General features: G+C 71.7%; 13 protein-coding genes. 8 read left to right on the top strand and 5 right to left on the bottom strand.

The genetic code is table 11. From position 1 onward, the window contains the following. Positions 1-112: 112 nt before the first annotated feature. The 4 genes from AB0H12_RS02870 to AB0H12_RS02855 are packed head-to-tail and all read left to right on the top strand — an operon-like array spanning position 113 to position 7,267. The gene (locus AB0H12_RS02870) at positions 113-4,954 is read left to right on the top strand and encodes a DUF4082 domain-containing protein (protein ID WP_499620336.1); all 4,842 of its coding nucleotides are present in this window, start codon (positions 113-115) and stop codon (positions 4,952-4,954) included. A gap of 11 nt (positions 4,955-4,965) precedes the next feature. Further along, complete coding sequence (locus AB0H12_RS02865) at positions 4,966-5,619, top strand: NeuD/PglB/VioB family sugar acetyltransferase (RefSeq protein ID WP_499620334.1); 654 nt, start codon at positions 4,966-4,968, stop codon at positions 5,617-5,619. Next, complete coding sequence (locus AB0H12_RS02860) at positions 5,616-6,710, top strand: DegT/DnrJ/EryC1/StrS family aminotransferase (RefSeq protein ID WP_499620333.1); 1,095 nt, start codon at positions 5,616-5,618, stop codon at positions 6,708-6,710. Before AB0H12_RS02865 ends, AB0H12_RS02860 begins: the two co-directional genes overlap by 4 nt. After that, a complete protein-coding gene (locus AB0H12_RS02855; protein WP_499620332.1) occupies positions 6,707-7,267 on the top strand; it encodes an acyltransferase in 561 nt (186 codons plus the stop codon). Before AB0H12_RS02860 ends, AB0H12_RS02855 begins: the two co-directional genes overlap by 4 nt. Before the next feature lie 314 nt (positions 7,268-7,581). Here AB0H12_RS02855 and AB0H12_RS02850 read toward each other — a convergent pair whose 3' ends face one another. After that, on the bottom strand, positions 7,582-8,919 hold the full coding sequence (locus AB0H12_RS02850; RefSeq protein WP_499620331.1) for an O-antigen ligase family protein: 1,338 nt from the start codon (positions 8,917-8,919) through the stop codon (positions 7,582-7,584). Between the two features lie 2 nt (positions 8,920-8,921). Then, positions 8,922-9,836 (bottom strand): hypothetical protein, encoded by a 915-nt coding sequence (locus AB0H12_RS02845; protein ID WP_499620330.1) that lies wholly within the window; start codon positions 9,834-9,836, stop codon positions 8,922-8,924. A 92-nt stretch (positions 9,837-9,928) separates the two neighbouring features. On the opposite strand from AB0H12_RS02845, the gene AB0H12_RS02840 reads away from it, so the two are divergent. Further along, positions 9,929-10,888: a TolB family protein gene (locus AB0H12_RS02840; RefSeq protein WP_499620329.1), complete on the top strand. Its 960-nt coding sequence runs from the start codon at positions 9,929-9,931 to the stop codon at positions 10,886-10,888. A 170-nt stretch (positions 10,889-11,058) separates the two neighbouring features. Beyond that, on the top strand, positions 11,059-12,156 hold the full coding sequence (locus tag AB0H12_RS02835; protein ID WP_499620328.1) for an acyltransferase family protein: 1,098 nt from the start codon (positions 11,059-11,061) through the stop codon (positions 12,154-12,156). On the opposite strand, the gene AB0H12_RS02830 is transcribed toward AB0H12_RS02835, so the two are convergent. The 3 genes from AB0H12_RS02830 to AB0H12_RS02820 are packed head-to-tail and all read right to left on the bottom strand — an operon-like array spanning position 12,134 to position 15,854. Beyond that, entirely contained in the window at positions 12,134-13,351 is a 1,218-nt protein-coding gene (locus AB0H12_RS02830; RefSeq protein ID WP_499620327.1) for a rhamnosyltransferase WsaF family glycosyltransferase, read from the bottom strand. The two genes, AB0H12_RS02835 and AB0H12_RS02830, sit on opposite strands and share 23 nt — an antisense overlap. Next, complete coding sequence (locus AB0H12_RS02825) at positions 13,348-14,820, bottom strand: lipopolysaccharide biosynthesis protein (RefSeq protein ID WP_499620326.1); 1,473 nt, start codon at positions 14,818-14,820, stop codon at positions 13,348-13,350. Before AB0H12_RS02825 ends, AB0H12_RS02830 begins: the two co-directional genes overlap by 4 nt. Beyond that, positions 14,805-15,854, bottom strand: coding sequence for a glycosyltransferase (locus AB0H12_RS02820; protein ID WP_499620324.1), 1,050 nt, complete (start codon positions 15,852-15,854; stop codon positions 14,805-14,807). The genes AB0H12_RS02825 and AB0H12_RS02820 overlap by 16 nt, the downstream gene beginning before the upstream one ends. An 82-nt stretch (positions 15,855-15,936) precedes the next feature. Here AB0H12_RS02820 and AB0H12_RS02815 point away from each other — a divergent pair, with 82 nt between their 5' ends. Both AB0H12_RS02815 and AB0H12_RS02810 read left to right on the top strand, forming a co-directional pair. Then, a complete protein-coding gene (locus tag AB0H12_RS02815) occupies positions 15,937-16,785 on the top strand; it encodes a glycosyltransferase (protein ID WP_499620323.1) in 849 nt (282 codons plus the stop codon). Further along, a complete protein-coding gene (locus AB0H12_RS02810) occupies positions 16,782-18,038 on the top strand; it encodes a hypothetical protein (RefSeq protein WP_499620321.1) in 1,257 nt (418 codons plus the stop codon). Before AB0H12_RS02815 ends, AB0H12_RS02810 begins: the two co-directional genes overlap by 4 nt. The last annotated feature ends 21 nt before the right edge of the window (positions 18,039-18,059 follow it).

Raw genomic sequence — 18,059 nt, 5'->3', positions numbered from 1 at the left:
TAACGCGAAGCCGGCTTCCAGCGACGATCGGAGCAACGAGGCTCCGCTGGTCGATGCAGTGCGCACGCGATCACCACCCGTCACGACAGCTTGTGTTCGAAAGGTGAACCCCATGACCGCCGACCGGAAGCGGGCCAGACCCGTTCTCGCGGTGACCCTGCTGCGCTTGGCGGTGGTGGCCGCCCTCGTGGCGTCCACCATCGCGGTCGTCGGTCTGCTCCGCGCCCCCGAAGCCGCCGCCGCGCCGTGCGACGTGCCCGTGGTCAACAAGGTGGCGTGCGAGAACACCAAGCCGGGCACGCCCGACTGGCAGGTGTCCTACCGGGACGACAGCATCCTCGGCTTCACCACCGACATCAGCGCCAACCCCGGCGGCCGGGTCGACTTCAAGATGCTCACCAGCGCGTCGTCCTACTACATCGACATCTACCGGCTCGGCTACTACGGCGGCGTCGGCGCCCGGTTCCAGGAGCGGATCACCCGCGGCAGCGCGCAGAACCAGGACCCGTGCATGCGGGGCGTGGACGGCAGCGCGTTGATCGACTGCGGCAACTGGCAGGTGTCGCTGAGCTGGAACGTGCCGCCCACCGCGGTCTCGGGCATCTATTACGCGCGCACGCACCGCAACGACACCGGTGCGGAGAACGAGATCGTGTTCGTCGTCCGCGACGACACCAGCACCTCGAAGGTCCTGTTCCAGACCTCGGACTCGACCTGGGTGGCCTACAACCGCTACGGCGGCAACAGCCTGTACTTCGGCGACGGCCCCGGCCAGGGCGGGCAGGCGTACAAGGTCAGCTACAACCGCCCGTACACCGGCGGTGACGGCGACGACAACTTCATCTTCAACGCCGAGTACCCGATGCTGCGCTTCATGGAGGCCAACGGGTACGACGTCAGCTACACCACGGACGCCGATTCGGCCCGTCGCGGCCACCTGATCAAGAACCACCAGGTGTTCATGGCCGTCGGCCACGACGAGTACTGGTCCGAGGAGCAGCGCGACAACGTGGAGGCCGCCCGTGACGCGGGCGTGCACCTGGCGTTCCTCACCGGCAACGAGATCTTCTGGAAGCACCGGTGGGAGAAGAGCATCGACTCCTCCCGGACCGACTGGCGGACCATCGCCTGCTACAAGGAGACCAAGGGCACCCAGAACGACCACCTGAGCGACTGGACCGGCACCTGGCGCGACCCGCGCTACCCCGATCAGGACGGTGGCGATCCGGAGAACGCGCTGCTCGGCAACATCTTCACGGTCAACGGCCGCCGCGAGGACTCGCTCCAGGTACCGGCCGCCTACGGCAAGATGCGGCTGTGGCGGCACACGGACCTCCAGTGGATGGCCGCCGACACCACGTACACGTTCCAGCCCGGCACGCTGGGCTACGAGTGGAACTCGGTGGAGGACAACGGCTTCCAGCCGCCGGGCGTGGCCCAGCTGTCCCGCACCACCGTGAACATGCCGGACGGCCCGTACGTGCTGCAGAACCACGGCGACCTCTACACCCCGGACACCAAGACCCACGCCATCACCTACTACAAGCACCCGAGCGGGTCGCTGGTGTTCGGCGCGGGCACGGTCCAGTGGGCGTGGGGCGTGGACGACGAGCACGCGTTCCTCACCAACACGCCGACCTCCGACGTGCGGATGAAGCAGGCCACGGTCAACTTCCTGGCCGACATGGGCGTGCAGGCCACCACGTTGCAGCCCGGTCTGACGCAGGCGACCAGGAGCACCGACACCCAGGCGCCGACGGTCGCGTTCACCAGCGTGCCGCCGATCTCGACCGTCGGCGCGCCGTACACGTTCTCCGGCACGGTGTCCGACGTCGGCGGCCAGGTCGGCGGCGTCGAGGTGTCCACCGACGGCGGCGACCGCTGGCACCCGGCGGTGTGGCAGGCCGGGAAGACGGCGTGGAGCTACACCTACACCCCGAGCAAGTCCGGGCCCGCGAGCCTGCGCGTGCGCGCGGTGGACGACTCGGCGAACCTGTCCACCCCCGTGGTGGCCACGCCCGGCGTGAACCCGCGCACCTGCCCGTGCGGCCTGTGGACCAACGCCGACACCCCCGACGTGCCCGACAGCGGTGACGCGTCGCCGTTGGAGCTGGGCGTGAAGTGGCGGGCGAACAGCGACGGCTACGTGCGCGGCGTGCGGTTCTACAAGGGACCGGGCAACACCGGCACGCACACCGGCACGTTGTGGGACAAGGCGGGCAACCCGATCGCCACCGGCACGTTCACCGACGAGACCGCGAGCGGGTGGCAGACGCTGACCTTCGCGATGCCCGTGCCGGTGTCGGCTGGTGTCACCTACGTCGTGTCGTACTTCGCGCCCAACGGCCACTACTCCTACGACCTGGAGTACTTCTTCCAGCGGCCCCGCTACCTCGAACCGCTCACCGGTCCGAAGAACGGCGAGGACGGCCCGAACGGCCTGTTCCGGTTCGGCGGCACCGGCTTCCCGACCCAGTCCCACTGGGGCAGCAACTACTGGGTGGACGTGGTGTGGGCGCCGGACCCCGGACCCGACCAGCGCGCGCCGCTGCTCGCGTCCACCACGCCCGTCGGCGGCGAGGGCACGGTCGCGCTCACCCCCGCCGTCTCCGCCACCTACGACGAGGCGATCGCACCCGGTTCCGCCCAGTTCACCCTGACCGGCCCGAACGGCGCGCTGTCCGGCTCGACGGCGCTGTCGAACGAGAACAGGACCGTGACGTTCACGCCGAGCCAGGCGTTGACCCCGAACACGGGCTACACGGTGGCGCTGCGCGTGTCGGACGCGGCGGGCAACCAGACGCCGCAGTCGACGTGGTCGTTCACCACCGGCGCGACCCGGCCCGCGACGTGCCCCTGCACGATCTGGGACGACTTCGCCCGGCCCGCCGTGTACGCGGCGAACGACACCGCGCCGATCGAGGTCGGCACCAAGGTCCGCTTCAACGGCAAGGGCGAGGTGCTGGGCGTCCGGTTCTTCAAGGGCACCGGCAACACCGGCACGCACACCGGCTCGCTGTGGTCGTCCACCGGCCTGCTGCTGGCCACCGGGACGTTCACCAACGAGAGCGCGAGCGGCTGGCAGAAGCTGACGTTCGCCTCACCGGTGGTCGTGCAGGCGAACACCACCTACATCGTGTCCTACCACGCGCCCAACGGGCGTTACGCGGTCAGCCCCGGTGACTTCGCGGGCAAGGGCGCGAGCTACGCGGGCCTGCGCGCCCTCGCCGACGGCGTCGACGGGCCGAACGGCGTGTACCGCTACGGCAGCGGCGGCTTCGCGCCGACCTCGACCTACAACGCGACCAACTACTGGGTCGACGTCGTCTACCGCAACGGCCTCAACGGCGACACCACACCGCCGACGCTCACCGGCCGCACGCCGGCCCCGGACGCGACCGACGTGGTCGCCGGCAGCCCGGTGACGGTGACGTTCAGCGAGCCGGTCGACCCGGCCAGCGCGCAGATCTGGCTGACCGACCGGCGCGGCGCGCAGCTGACCGGCTCGCTGTCGCTGTCCGGCGACCAGCGGACCGTCACGTGGACGCCGTCGGGCAAGCTCATGCCGTTCACCCGGTACACCGCGAACGTGCTGATCGCCGACGTCAACGGCAACCCGATGCCCGACCCGGTGACGTGGTCGTTCACCACCACCATGGTGGTGATCTGCCCGTGCTCGCTGTTCAGCTCGGCGACCGTGCCGACGGTCGCCTCGGCCGATGACGGCGGCGCTTATGAGCTGGGCGTGCGGTTCACCCCGACCGCGGGCGGCCGGATCACCGGCGTGAAGTTCTACAAGGGCGCGGGCAACACCGGCACGCACACCGGCTCGCTGTGGTCGCCGAGCGGTCAACGACTGGCCACGGGCACGTTCACCGGGGAGACCGCGTCCGGCTGGCAGACGCTGACCTTCGCCGCGCCGGTGTTCGTGTCGGCGGGCCAGACCTACACGGCGTCGTACACCACGACCACCGGCCACTACGCCGTCGACGCCGGGTACTTCGACGGCTACTCGGTGTCCAGCGGGCCGTTGAGCGCGCCGGCGGGCCTGGACGGCGGCAACGGCGTCTACCGCGCGGGCGCGGGCCACCCGACGAACTCGTACGCGGGCGGCAACTACTGGGTCGACGTCGTCTACCTGCCCAACGACGACAACTCACCACCGGTCGTCAACGGGCGCACGCCGCTCGACGGCGCGGGCGAGGTGGCCCGCACGTCGCCGCTCACCGCGGCGTTCGACGAGCCGGTGGACCTCAGCACGGCCCAGTTCGCGCTCGCCGACTCCGGCGGCGCGAAGATCGCGGGCACGTTGTCGCTGTCGGCCAACCAGCAGCAGGTGACCTGGACGCCGGCCGCGCCGCTGGGCGGCGGCATGACCTACACCGCGAGCCTGCGCGTCGCCGACGTCTACGGCAACCTGATGGCCTCGCCCACGACCTGGTCCTTCACCACGACCACGGCCGGGAACTGCCCGTGCTCGCTGTTCAGCGCGGCGACCGTGCCCACCGTGCCGGCGGCCGACGACACCGGCTCCTACGAGCTCGGCGTCCGGTTCGTGCCGTCGGTGAGCGGGTCGGTCACCGGCGTGAAGTTCTACAAGGGCGCGGGCAACACCGGCACGCACACCGGCACGCTGTGGGACGCGGCGGGCAACCCGCTGGCCACCGGCACGTTCGCCGACGAGGCGGCCACCGGCTGGCAGGCGCTCACGTTCTCCTCGCCGGTGACCGTGATCGCCGGGACCACCTACGTGGCGTCCTACACCGCGCCGAACGGCCGGTACTCCGTGGACACCGGGTACTTCATGGGCAACGCCGTGACCAGTCCGCCGCTGAGCGCGCCGGCCACGGCCGAGGGCGTCCGCAACGGCGTCTACCGGGCCGGTCCCGGGTTCCCGGAGTCGTCCTACGCGGGCAGCAACTACTGGGTCGACGTCGTGTTCGCCACCGGATGAGCGACGCCCGGATGAACGCACCCCGACCGCTGCTGCTGGTGGGTGGCGGCGGACTGGCCCGCGAAGTCCTCGCGGCCGTCCGCCTCCTCCCGCGGCTGTGGCAACCCGTCGGCGCGCTGGACGACGACCCGGCCCGGCACGGCGCGGACCTCGACGGCCTGCCCGTCCTCGGCGGCACGGACCTCGTGCGCTCGACGGACGCGGCGGTGCTGGTGTGCGTGGCCAACGCGCACCGGCCGCGCGGCAGGTTGGACCTCGTCGCCCGGCTCGGCCTGCCGGAGGACCGGTGGGCGACCGTGGTGCACCCGGCGGCCTCGGTGGCCGTCGGCGCGGAGGTGGGGCCGGGCACGGTCCTGCTGGCCGGTGCGGTGGTGACGGCGCCGTTGCGCTTGGGGGCGCACGTCGTGGCCATGCCGCACGTGCTGATCACGCACGACGACGAGGTGGGCGACGGCGTCACGTTCGCCGGCCGCGCGTCGCTGGGCGGGTCCGTGCGGGTGGGGGAGGGCGCGTACCTCGGGCAGGGCAGTGCGGTCCGCGAGGGCGTGTCGATCGGCGCGGGGGCGGTGGTGGGCATGGGATCGGTGGTGCTCGCCGACGTGCCCGCGGGTGAGGTCTGGGCGGGCAACCCCGCCCGGCGACTGCGAGAGGGGAACGGTTCGTGATCGACATCCCGCTGGTCGACCTGCGCGCGCAGCACGAGCAGGTGGCCGACGAGGTAGCCGACGGCTGGGCGGACGTGCTCAAGAACACCTCCTTCGTCGGCGGCCGCCAGGTCGCCGAGTTCGAGGCGGAGTTCGCCGCGTACCAGGAGGTGCCGCACTGCGTCGGCGTCGGCAACGGCACCGACGCGATCGAGCTGGCGTTGCGCGCCTTGGACATCGGGCCGGGCGACGAGTGCGTGCTGCCGGCCAACACGTTCATCGCGACCGCGGGCGCGGTGGCGCGGACGGGGGCCACGCCGGTGCTCGTCGACTGCGTGGCCGACACCGGCCTGATCGACGTCTCACAGGTCGCGGAGGCGGTGACGCCGCGCACCAAGGCGTTGCTGCTGGTGCACCTGTACGGGCAGGCCGCGCCGGTCGAGGAGCTGAAGTCGTTGGGCGTGCCGATCGTGGAGGACGCGGCGCAGGCGCAGGGCGCGCGGCGGCACGGCGTGCCGGTCGGAGGGCTCGGCGACATCGCGGCGACCAGCTTCTACCCGGGCAAGAACCTCGGCGCGTACGGCGACGGCGGCGCGGTGCTGACCACGTCGGCCGAGCTGGCTTCGGCGGTGCGGCTGCTGCGCGAGCACGGGTCGCCGCGCAAGTACGAGCACTCGGTGATCGGCTTCAACAGCCGGCTGGACACGCTCCAGGCCGTGGTGCTCTCCGCGAAGCTGCGGCGGCTGGAGGGGTGGAACGCGCTGCGCCGTGCGGCGGCCGACCGCTACTCGTCGCTGCTGGCCGACGTGCCGGGCGTGACGCTGCCGGTGGTGCTGGCGGGCAACGTGCCGGTGTGGCACCTGTACGTCGTGCGCGTGGCGTCCCGGGACCGGGTCCTGGCGTCGTTGCACGAGGCCGGGATCGGCGCGGGCATCCACTACCCGACGCCGGTTCACCTGACGGGCGCCTACGCGCACCTGGGCCACGTGCCGGGTGACTTCCCGGTCAGCGAGGCGGTGGCGGGGGAGATCGTGTCCCTGCCGCTGTTCCCGGAGATCACCGTGGCGCAGCAGGAGCGTGTGGTGGCGGCTCTGACCGAGGCCGTGCGATGAGCGTCCACGTCCACCCGAACGGCCTGTGCGAGAGCTCCGACGTGGGCGACGGCACGCGCGTGTGGGCGTTCGCGCACGTGCTTCCGGGCGCGCGGGTCGGCCGGGACTGCAACATCTGCGACGGCGCGTTCGTGGAGGGTCGCGCGGTGCTGGGCGACCGGGTGACGGTGAAGAACGGCACCCTCGTGTTCGACGGCGTGGTGTGCGAGGACGAGGTCTTCCTCGGCCCGAACGTGCTGTTCACCAACGACCTGCGGCCTCGTGCGGCGATCAAGCGCACCGGCGACGCCCTGCTGTCCACAGTGGTCCGCCGCGGCGCGACCCTGGGCGCCGGCACCGTGGTCGTCTGCGGGGTGGAGATCGGCGAGCACGCCTTCGCCGCCGCCGGCTCCGTCATCACGAAGGACGTCCCGGCGCACGCGTTCGTCGCGGGCAACCCGGCCACCCACAAGGGCTGGGTCTGCGCGTGCGGCCAACGCCTGGACCCCACCCTCACCTGCCCCGACTGCCACTCCACCCACACCAAGACGGACCGCGGCCTGACCCAGACCCCCTAACCCCACCCCGCGCGTGTCGAACACTCAGGTCCCGCGTGTCCTACCTCCAGGTCCCGAGAGTCCTACGTTCAGGACCCCCGAGTTCAACGCTCAGAACACGCGATCTGCGGTTTCCACGCCTCCTGAGTCGCCAAGAGCCGTACGTGGGAGGGAAGCAGTGGACCTGTGTTCGATGGAGGCCGAACAAGCCCCGCGCGCGGCCGGGTTGTACCCAGGGCGACAGGTGGACACGACCTCGTGGCGGGTCCACTTCGAGCCGGTCGGACTGCACATGCGGCGTCATGGGCGAACGCGTCGACCTCTGACCTGCGCCTTCACGCCTCCGTGGTCGCCGGCTCCGCCGCCGCACGCCGCCGCTGCTCCTTGGCCACCCGCAGCAACGCCCCCGTCGCGCCGATCATGGTGAACACCAGCCCCGTCGCCACGCCGAAGCCGAGCAGGTCGAACGTCACCGACGCGATCCCACCCGACACCACGGCCGCCACCAGCGCGCTCGCCAGGCTCCGCAGCTGCTCGTCCTCGCTGATCATCCGCACCCGGACCGCCGCGAACGCCGCCGCCAGGAACATCCCGATCAACGCGAACAGCCCCAGGTAGCCGTTCTCGATCAACGTCAGCAGGAACTGGTTGTCCAGGATCGTGTACTTCGTCGGCAGGTACGTGCCGAACCCGCGCCCCAGCAACGGGTTCAGGTCGATCTGCTCCCACGCCGCCTCGTAGTCCGCCGTGCGCGCCTTCACGCTCGGGTCGTCCTCGATGTTGGAGAACATCCCGCGCAACGTCCCGAACAGCCCCGGCACCACCAGCGTCGCGCCGAGGAACGACCCGCCGCCCACCACCGCCGTGGCGATCTTGCGCGGCCTCGGCAACGTGATGATCATGATCACCGCGCCGACCGCCATGCACAGCAGCGCCGTCCGCGACAACGACAGCAACGCCCCCAGCCCCACCAGCGCCAGGCACACGAACCAGCGCACGTGCGGCGTGCCGTCGTCCCGGGCCTTGAACACGTAGTGCACCCCCAGCGGCACGGCCATCGCGCACACCAGGCCGAACTCGATGGGGTGGTTCGTGGTGCCGGTCGGCCGGCGGAAGATCGACCGCGCCTCCATCGCCGAGTACCCGTTGTCCTGCACGCGCAGCCCCGGCAGCGACACGTACGAGGCCAGGTCCACCCCGAGCCCGAACTGCACCAGCCCGACGAACGCGATCACCGCCGCGCAGCCCAGCAGCAGCTTGAGCACCCGGTCCAGCCGCTCCTTCGTGCGCACGGCGTCGCACACGAACACCGCGACCGCGATCATCGACGTGATCCGGATGATGCTGCTGTCGGCCACGGTCAGCTCGTCGGTCGGCAACCAGCGCCGGGTCGCCACGCCGTAGGTCGCCAGCTGCGACGCCAGGTACAGCGCCACGGCCGTGCGCACGACGTTGCGCCCCTTGCCCATGCCGACGTCGTCCACCATCTGCCCGGACACCCACAGCACGCCGAGCAGCAGCGCCACCACCAGCGCGGGTGGCAGCGTCATGGGCACGAACGACAGCACCAGCCGGGCCGGGATGATCAGCAGCGCCAGCAGGAACACGCTCATCACCGTCGCGCCGTCCGCCCGCCGCCGCACGGGCCGTTCCGGCAGGAACCGCTCGGTCACGGTCAGGTTTTGTCGTCGCTGGTCGGCCACGCCGGAGCCCCCGGGTTGCCGAGGTTGCGCGGACCCGGCGCGGCGATCTTCACCGTCTGCTCGCTGGCCGTGGGCTGCGGTCGGCGGACCGGTGGGCCGGGCGGACGGCGCGGCGCGCCGTTGGGCGACGGCGGGGGAGAAGCGGACGGCGGAGAAACGGGCGGCGGGGCAGCAGGCGGCGGGGTGGTGGTGGCCGGGGGAGGCGTCACGGCGGACTCGTCCGCGCCATCGCCCTCACGCGCCTCACGGCGCCGCCGCAGGTGGTTCAGCACGCTGTCGCCGCCGAACGTGGCCGCGGTCGTCAACAGCATCAGCAGCACGAACGCCGCGCCCGCGTACCGGACCTTGCCGCCGATCTGCGCCTCCGCCTCGGTCGGGTTCACGATCACCTGCGAGGTGATGAACGTCGACGCCGGCGCCTTCAGCGCGGTCTGCTGCTCGTCCAGCTCCTTGGTCGCGAACTCCATCACCGTGGTGACCAGGCGCTCGGCCGCCTCGGGGGTGCTGCCGTCCGCGGTCACGAACAGGAACGGGCCGCTCATGCCCCCGCCGGCCGCGGTGAAGTTCTCCGTCGAGTCCTTGTCGAGGCCGAGCGACTCCTTGCGGGTCTTCGGGTCGGCCAGGATCTGCGCGAGGATCTGCGCGGTGGTCGTCAGGCTGCCGTCGAACGCCAGCAGCGGGTTGACCTGCACCGCGTCCTCGGGGGAGAGCTTCTCCGAGAACGTGCCACCGGCCGACGGCGACGTGAGCACCATGACCCCGGTGGACTGGTAGCGCGTCGGGATGGACAGGAACACACCGGCGGCCACGGCGACAGCCGTGATCGCCGCCGGCAGGGCGATGTACCACCGCCTGCGCAGCGTTCGCACGGCGCCCCAGAAGTCCATCCGCTCCCCGATCCACGTCTACCCGCGGGCGTGCGCGCGGGGTGTTGTTACTCTGAAATCGGCCGACTCGCGCCCAGTCGTTACAGGTGGTGATGGACTTGACCCACCGGCGCGTGGTGTTCGCCGTCCTGGCCATCGTACTGGTCGTCGGCGCCTCGGCGGCGTACGTGACGTCGGTCGTGCGCGACACCTCACCCGTGCCGGTGGCCGCGGTCGACGGTGACCTGATGTTCGTGGCCCTGGCCGACGGCCGCGGCCGGGTCGAGCAGGTGCGCCTCGCCGATCCCGCCGCCCGCAGCGCGACCCCGATGACGTGCCAGCGGGTGTACCGGGCCGCCGGCACGACGGTGTGCCTGAAGCTGGCCGGTCCGGGCCCGACGTACGCGGCCGAGGTGACGCGGGACGGCGGCGTGGTGCGGACCGTGCCGCTGCCGGGGGTGCCGAGCCGGGCGAAGGTGTCGGCGTCGGGGCAGGTGGTCACGTGGACGTCGTTCGTGACCGGCGACTCGTACTCGGTGCCCGGCGGGTTCTCCACCCGGACCGGGTACCTGGACCTGCGGTCCGGCGACGCGGTGGAGTCGCTGGAGGGCTTCGCCGCCGTGGTCGAGGGGCAGCCGCACGCCGCGCAGGACGTGAACTACTGGGGCCTGACGGTCGCCGCCGACGACCGGACGTTCTACGCGACCCTGGCCTCGGGCGGGTACACCTGGCTGGTGAAGGGCGACCTGGTGGCACGTCGCCTGGAGTCGCTGCGGCGTGACGCGGAGTGCCCGTCGCTGTCGCCGGACGGCACGAAGGTCGCCTACAAGAAGCGCATCGGCCGGCTCGGGCCGTGGGAGCTGGCCGTGCTGGACCTCGAGACCGGCGAGGAGCGCAGGCTGCCGGGCACCGCCGGGGTCGACGACCAGGCCACCTGGCTGGACGACGAGCGGCTCGCGTTCGCCGCCGTGCCGAAGGACGCCAAGCTCGCGTCGATCCACGTCGTGCCCGCCGACGGCTCGGCCGCCGCCGTGCTCGTGATCCCCGAGGCCACCTCGCCGTCCCCGAGCTGATCTTCGGCTAACGCCCTTCGCGGCACCGCGATTTCCTTGTGGCAAAAGGAAATCCTGCTGCATCGGAGGCAGAAGTTGTTATTCCTGGCGGGAAACGAATATACGACCGCAAGAATCGTGTTACGCGGCAACGGTGGCACGGCCCGTTCCGCCGGTCGGGCCAAGCGCCGATGACGAACGCGCCGGCACCGCTCCCGTCGTCCGCGCCGGCGATCCCGCCACTGCCGCCGGTCCGGCTGCCCTCGCTCACCGGGCTCCGCTTCCTCGCCGCGTTCGTCGTCTTCGGCTTCCACCTGCACGCCGGCGGCCTGTTCTCCGGGACCGGCGCGGAAGGCGTCCTGGAGGTGGTGTTCGGGCAGGGTGCGACCGGGGTCGGGTTCTTCTTCCTCCTGTCCGGTTTCGTGCTCACGTGGTCCGCGCGGGAAGGCGTGCCGGCGAACGTCGGCATGCGGCGCCGGGCGGCCAGGGTCCTGCCCAACCACGTGGTGGTCTGGGTGGTCGTCTTCGCGGGCCTCGCCTGGCTGGGCGGCGCGTCCGTCCTCGCCGGCGTGGTGGGCCTGTTCCTGCTCCAAGCGTGGGTCCCGGTGCAGTCGATCTACTTCGGCGTCAACACACCGGCCTGGTCGCTGTCGTGCGAGGCGGCGTTCTACGCGGCGTTCGCGTGGCTGCTGGCGCTGGTGGACCGCGTCCCGCACCGGCGGCTCTGGGCGTTCGCGGTCGGCCTCATGGCCGCCGTCATGGCCGTCCCCGCGGTCGCCCTGCCCCTGCCTGACGGCCTGGAGTACTGGTTCGTCTACGTCTTCCCGGTGACCCGCGCGCTGGAGTTCGTGCTGGGCATGGCGCTGGCCCGGATCGTGCGCGCGGGCCGCTGGATCCGGCTGCCCCTGTGGTGGGCGGGCGCGCTGGCGGTCGCCGGGTACGTCGTCTCCGGCCACCTGCCCGGCACGTTCGGCTACGTCGCCGGCACGGTCGTCCCGCTGGCGCTGCTCATCCCGGCCGCCGCGGTCGCCGACGTCACCGGCGCGCGGTCACCGTGGCGCAACCGCGCGGCGGTGTTCCTCGGCGAGGTCTCGTTCGCCTTCTACCTGGTGCACCAGGTGGTGATGCGGGCGGCGGAGGCGTTCGGACCGCACGACGTCGACCTGGCCAGGGCGATCGGGATCGCCGTCGCCCTCCTGGCCGTCTCGCTCGGGCTGGCGTGGCTGCTGCACCGGCTCGTCGAACGGCCGGCGCAGCGCCGCCTGCTCAGGCCGGCAGCTCCCGCCTGAGCACCTTCTCCAGCTCGTGCCCGGCCGCGTCCCACGACCGGCCGGTCACGCTGGCGGACGCGGCCCGCGCCAGCGCGTCGAAATCGGGCGAAGCGACCACATCGGACAGCGCGCGGGCCAGGTCGTGCGGTGTCGCGGGCGCGTACCGGACGTGGTCGTTGTCCAGCACGACCCGGTTGTGCTCGGCGTCGTTGACGACCGGCAGGCACCCGGCGGCCAGCATCTCGTGCGGCACCAGCGAGACGTTCGTCATCGACAGCGTGAGACCCGCGTAGCACCGGTTGTAGATCTCGTTGAGCCGGTCGGGCGTGACCAGCCCGTGGTCGACGTGCCGAGGTCCCAGCGACCCGATCTTCTCCCCGTACGTGTGGATCGCGATGTCCGGGTGCCGCTCGGCGAAGATCTCCAACGCCAGCAACCCGATCTCGATCGCCCGCCGGGGCGCCAGCCGACGAGCGTAGAACACCACGCCGTCCCGCAGCACGCCCTCGGTCAGGCGGTAGCGGTCCGCGTCGCAGCCGAAGTCGAAGAAGTCGGCCGCCATCCCCGTCTCGGCCCGCACCTTGTCGGCCAGGAACCGGCCGGCGGTGAAGCCGTGGAACCCCATCCGGTAGGTGTTCTCCGCCAACGCCGACAGCCCGCCGACCGGGAAGAACCACGGCTCGTAGTCCTGCACCAGGTAGAACCGCTTGCCGGCGCACGGGTCGTTGAACGCCGGGTAGGCCGTCATCCAGGCGGTGGCGAACACGGCGTGCGCGTCGGCCATCCCGTCCGCCACGTCGTGCACCGAGCCCCGGAAACCCGGGAACGCCGACCTGATCACCCGCTCGTGGTCGGCCGCACGGCTGCCGTACACGTCGTACAGGTACAGCCGGCACGTGTGCCCCACCGACTCCAGGTGCTCGATCAGCCGGAACATCGTGGTGTGCCCGCCGGAGCCGGGTGACGGCGGCGTGCTGACCCAGTTGACCGTCAGCCGCCCGTCTTCGGGCACCGGCGGCACGACCACCGGCCGCCGCGCGCCGATGTCCGCCGCGCGCACGTCGTCCAGGCGCACCGGGAACACCTCGGCGTCCGCGCCGAACCGCCGTGCCGCGCGCCCGAGCGCACGGGCGCCGACCTGACGCACACCCTGTTCACGCATGATCCGCGTGACCTGGTGCGCCCGTCGTCGCAACTGCTGGACGACCCTCACGCGCCACTCCTCCGCAACAGGCCCAGCACCTCGTGGCGCAGGGGGAACACCACGGCCGCGTACGCCAGCGACGCCAACGCGCCGCCCACCAGCAGCCGCCACAGGGCGCCGTCGACGACCCACTGCACGCCCGACGCCACCAGGACCATCACCACACCGCCGGCCACCGGCCGCGCGACCGCCGCGCCCAACGCCCGCGCCCGCAACCCGTAGGGCCGGAACGCGATCAGGTAGGCGGGCACGATCACCACGAGCACGACCACGCTCTGCGCCAGCGCCACGCCCCGGATGCCGTCCAGGTGCGCGCCCAGCGCCAGCAGCGGCACGAGCGCGACCAGCCACACCAGGTGGATCACCAGGATCGCGCGCGACCGCCCGGCGCCGGCCAGGTAGTCGTACCCGAGCTCCAACGCCACCCGCAGCGCTCCCAGCAGCACCAGCAACGCCAACGCCTGCGCGGCCGGGGCCCACCGCTCGCCGTACACCGTGCGCACCAGCGGGTCGGCCAACGCCGCGAGCAGCACGCACGCGGGCACCGTCACCAGCGCGAGCAGCCGCAGCGCACGCGAGAACGTCCGCGCGAACAGCTCCGGATCATCTCTGACCTGCGAGAACGCCGCGAGCGACACACTGCGCACCGGTTGCGAGAACGCGCCGACCGGCCAGTTCGCCAGGTTGAAAGCGAGCAGGTAGAACCCCAGCGGCACGGTGCCGAGCACGCTGCCGACGATGATGTAGTCGACGTTGAGCACCCCGAACACGAGCAGGCTCGCCCCCGCCAACGGCAGCCCGAACGCCAGCACCTCCCGTGCCTGGACCGCGTCGAACCCCGGTCGGTAGCGCGTCGGCGTGTAGGCGAACATCACCACGGCGGCGACCAGGTTGGTGGCGATCCGCGACCACGCCAGGCTCCACGCGCCGAAGCCCAGCAACGCCAGCACGACCACCACGGCCGTGCCGACGACGAACGCCGACGTGTCCGCGACGAACTTGTGGTCCTGCCGGAACTCGCGTTGCAGCACCGCGCCCGGCACCGCCGACGCGCCCGCGATCACCAGCGACAGCGACATCAGCTGGATCACGCCGGTCGCCTGCGGCGTGTCCATCACCTCGGCGAACCACGGCGCGCCGAGCACGCACAGCAGGGCCAGCAGCGCGCCGGACGCGATGGAGAGCGTCGTCACCGTGGGCGCGAGCTCCTCGACCGGCCGTTCGCTGCGCACCAGGGCGACGCTCACCCCCATCTCGCTCACGCTCATCACGATGTTGAGCACCACCAGCGCGACCGCGAACACGCCGAACTGCTCCGGCGCGATGAGCCGGGCCAGCAGGACGCCGACACCCACCTGGCCCAACCGCTGCACCAGGCTGTTGACCACGCTCCACCGGATCGCCGAACCGACCTTGCGCCGCAGCTCCGGCCGCCCGGTCCCGGTCGGCTCCACCTCGGCGGTCACTGGCCGCGCCACTTCCAGACCTGCTTGCCCACGACGCCGGCGCCCCGCTTGACCAGGTGGCTGCCGACGAACAGCTGCGTGCGGCTGCACACCCGCGGCCCCAACGCCCGCCGCCGCCGCAACGCCCGGTACTCGGGCAGCCGCGCCGCGTCGGGGAACACCCGCCGGGCGAACGCCACCAGCTCGTCCACCGGGATCTCGTCCAGCTTGTCCCGGTCGTAGGCGCGCACCGCCCGCCACAACGCGTCCTTGGCGATCGACCGGTCGGCCAGCGCCCGCAGCCGTGCGGGCAGGTCGGGGTGCTCGGCGAAGAACCGCTCGAACACGGCTTGCCGCTGCTCCAGGTCGGCGAACAGCGACGAGAACTGGGTGCGCATCATGCTCTGCTGGTGCACCCGGTAGTACGCGGCGGGCTTGCCGCGCACGTAGCCGATGTCGGACACCGCGGCGATGCGCATCCACATCTCCAGGTCGCCCGCGTGCGGCAGGTCCGGCCGGTAGCCGCCGACCTCCTGCTGCACCGACGTGCGCACCACGGCCTCCGGCGAGGACAGCACGTTCTGCCCCGTGCGGCAACGCGCCTCGATCCAGTCCACACCGGACCAGACCGTGCGACCGGGCGGCGGAGCGATCACGGACGGCAGGTCGTCGTGGTCGGTGTAATAAACAACACGTCCGTACACCATGCCGACGCTCGGGTTGGCCTCGAAGACCTCGGCGGCACGGGCCAGCGCGCCCGGCGCGAGCAGGTCGTCGGCGGACAGCAGCACGGTGTAGTCGGCCTTGGCCCACTCCAGCAGGCCTTCGTTGTAGGTCGCGATGTGGCCCTGGTTGACCTCGTGCCTGCGGCCCTCGACCCGGGGGTCCTGCGTCAACTCGGCCATGACCTCGGGCGTCTCGTCGCTCGACGTGTCGTCGATGATCAGCACCCGCACGTCGACACCGGGCTGGTCGAGCACGCTCTGCACGCACGCGCGCAGGAATCGCGCGTAGTTGTAACACGGGATGACGACGTCGACCGTTGGTCGTGCCGGGGGCTCAGTCACGCTCTACTCATCGTGTTCGACCGCGGATCGTTAACGGCGCGGCCCCGATCCCGATGTAGGAGGAGATACGGGAAGGGGTTCCATGGACCACGTCGTGCTGACGCGCTTCAACCTGCCGTCCGTCGGCGCGGAGAGCGTCGTGCGGGCGCGGGAGGGGTGGTTGACCGAACGCGTCGCGCTGTTCGAGCGGTACTGCCTGCCGTCCGTGGCGGCGCAGACGTCCTCGGACTTCCGGTGGATGATCTACTTCGACCCGGAGAGCCCGCAGTGGCTCAAGGACCGCATCGAGGCGCACGGCGACGCGTACACGCCGGTGTTCCGCACGCAGGTCAGCCGGGACGAGCTGATCGAGGACATCGCCAAGCTCTTCCCGGTCAGGGGCGACGAGCTGATCACCACCAACCTGGACAACGACGACGGCCTCGCCGCGGACTTCGTCGCCCGGCTCCAGGCCCAGCGGTCCACGGGCCGCCGCACCGCCCTCTACCTGGCGAACGGGCTGGTCAAGAGCCCGACCGGGTTGTTCGCGCACCACGACCGCGACAACGCGTTCGCGTCGATGCGGGAGAGCTGGGACGCGCCGGTGACGTGCTGGGCCGACTGGCACACCCGGCTGCACCGGCACGCCGAGGTGGTGTCGTTGGGCGGACCGCCCGGCTGGCTCCAGGTCGTGCACGGCGGGAACGTGAGCAATCGCACCCGCGGCAGGCTGGTCGCGCCCGCGCCGCACCGGCCGCGGTTCGGCGCGGCGCTGGACGACGTGCCGGAGCCCGCCGGCGGTGTGCTGGCCCGTGACAGGTTCATCGGTCACCCGCTGCGGTCGGCGCGTGACGGCGCCCGGTACCTGGCCAAGACCGCGGCGCTGCGGCTGCTCGGCCCGGACGGCTTCGAGAAGGCGAAACGAGTGCTGGCCGCGCGGGCGTCGAGGTGACCGGGACCCGCGCGGTCCTGGCCGTCGCCCTCGTCCTGACCGCGTGCACGGCCGAGGCTCGGCGGCCGGCCGACCCGACGCCCACGCCCGTCCCCGCCGGCCCGTCCGTCGACTACTACGAGCAGTGGGCCAACGGACCCAACCCGACCGGCGACCCGGCCGTGTTCCCGATCAACGTCTGGATGCAGGACCCGTCCGGCGTCGAGAACGGGAAGAAGCTCGGCCGGGCGTTCCCGGAGATCGGCGTCGACTTCGGCATCGGGCTCTGGGAGGACGAGTGGTGGTACCTCCGCCAGGAAGGGCTCCACGAGACCGACTGGCGCGTGTACGTGGACGGCACGCGCGTCGACGAGGTCCTGGTCGACACCGCGCACGCCCGCAACTACGTCGGCTACCTGATCGCCGACGAGCCGGACATGACCAAGGTCTACGGCGACGTGTTCCACCCGGACATGCAGCCGTCGGCGATCGTGAAGGCCGCCGACGCGGTGCGCGCCAAGGACCCGTCCCGGCCGACGTACCTCAACTTCAGCCCGTGGATGGGCACGCCGACCGGCGAGATCGGCTACGGCTACATCGAGGAGTCGTACGAAGAGGACATGCGGACCTACTGCTCGGCCGCGGACATCGCGTCGGCCGACTACTACGGCTGGACGCACCCGGACCGCAACCACACCGTGGGCGCGTACAGCTACGGGCAGGTCATCGACACCATGCGCAAGTGGTGCGGCCCGGACAAGCCGCTGTACGGGTTCGTCGAGACGGGGCACCCGCACGACCGCGGCGAGATCATCGATCCCGACCAGCTCGAATCGGCGGTGTGGAACACGATCCTGCACGGCGCCACCGGCATCAACTACTTCGCGCACAGCTTCTACACCGACGGGACGGGGGAGTACTCCAGCATCCTGACCCGCCCGGGGATCACTGCTCGCGTCGCCGCCGTGAACGCGCGGCTGAAGTCGTTGGCACCGGTGCTCAACGCGCCGAACGCGCCGGGCGTGACCGCGTCGAGCGACAACGGCATCCCGGTCCCCGTGCTGCACAAGCAGCTCGGCGACACCCGCTGGGTGCTGGCGCAGACCGACGGCACCAAGGACCACCCCCGCAGCCTCGCCGCTCGCGTCACGCTCACCGTGCCGGTGTCGTCGGGCACGGCCACGGTGGTGGACGAGGACCGGACCGTGCCGATCGTGGACGGCCGGATCGTGGACGACTTCGGTCCGTACCAAGTTCACGTGTACCGGTTCTGACGGGCTAACGGCGCGGAGCCG

The organism is Actinosynnema sp. NPDC023794 (genome assembly GCF_040639675.1).
In the GTDB taxonomy this organism is placed as follows: domain Bacteria; phylum Actinomycetota; class Actinomycetes; order Mycobacteriales; family Pseudonocardiaceae; genus Actinosynnema; species Actinosynnema luteola.
Note: the sequence above shows the minus strand (reverse complement) of the source record. Positions and strands in the feature narration are given on the sequence as shown.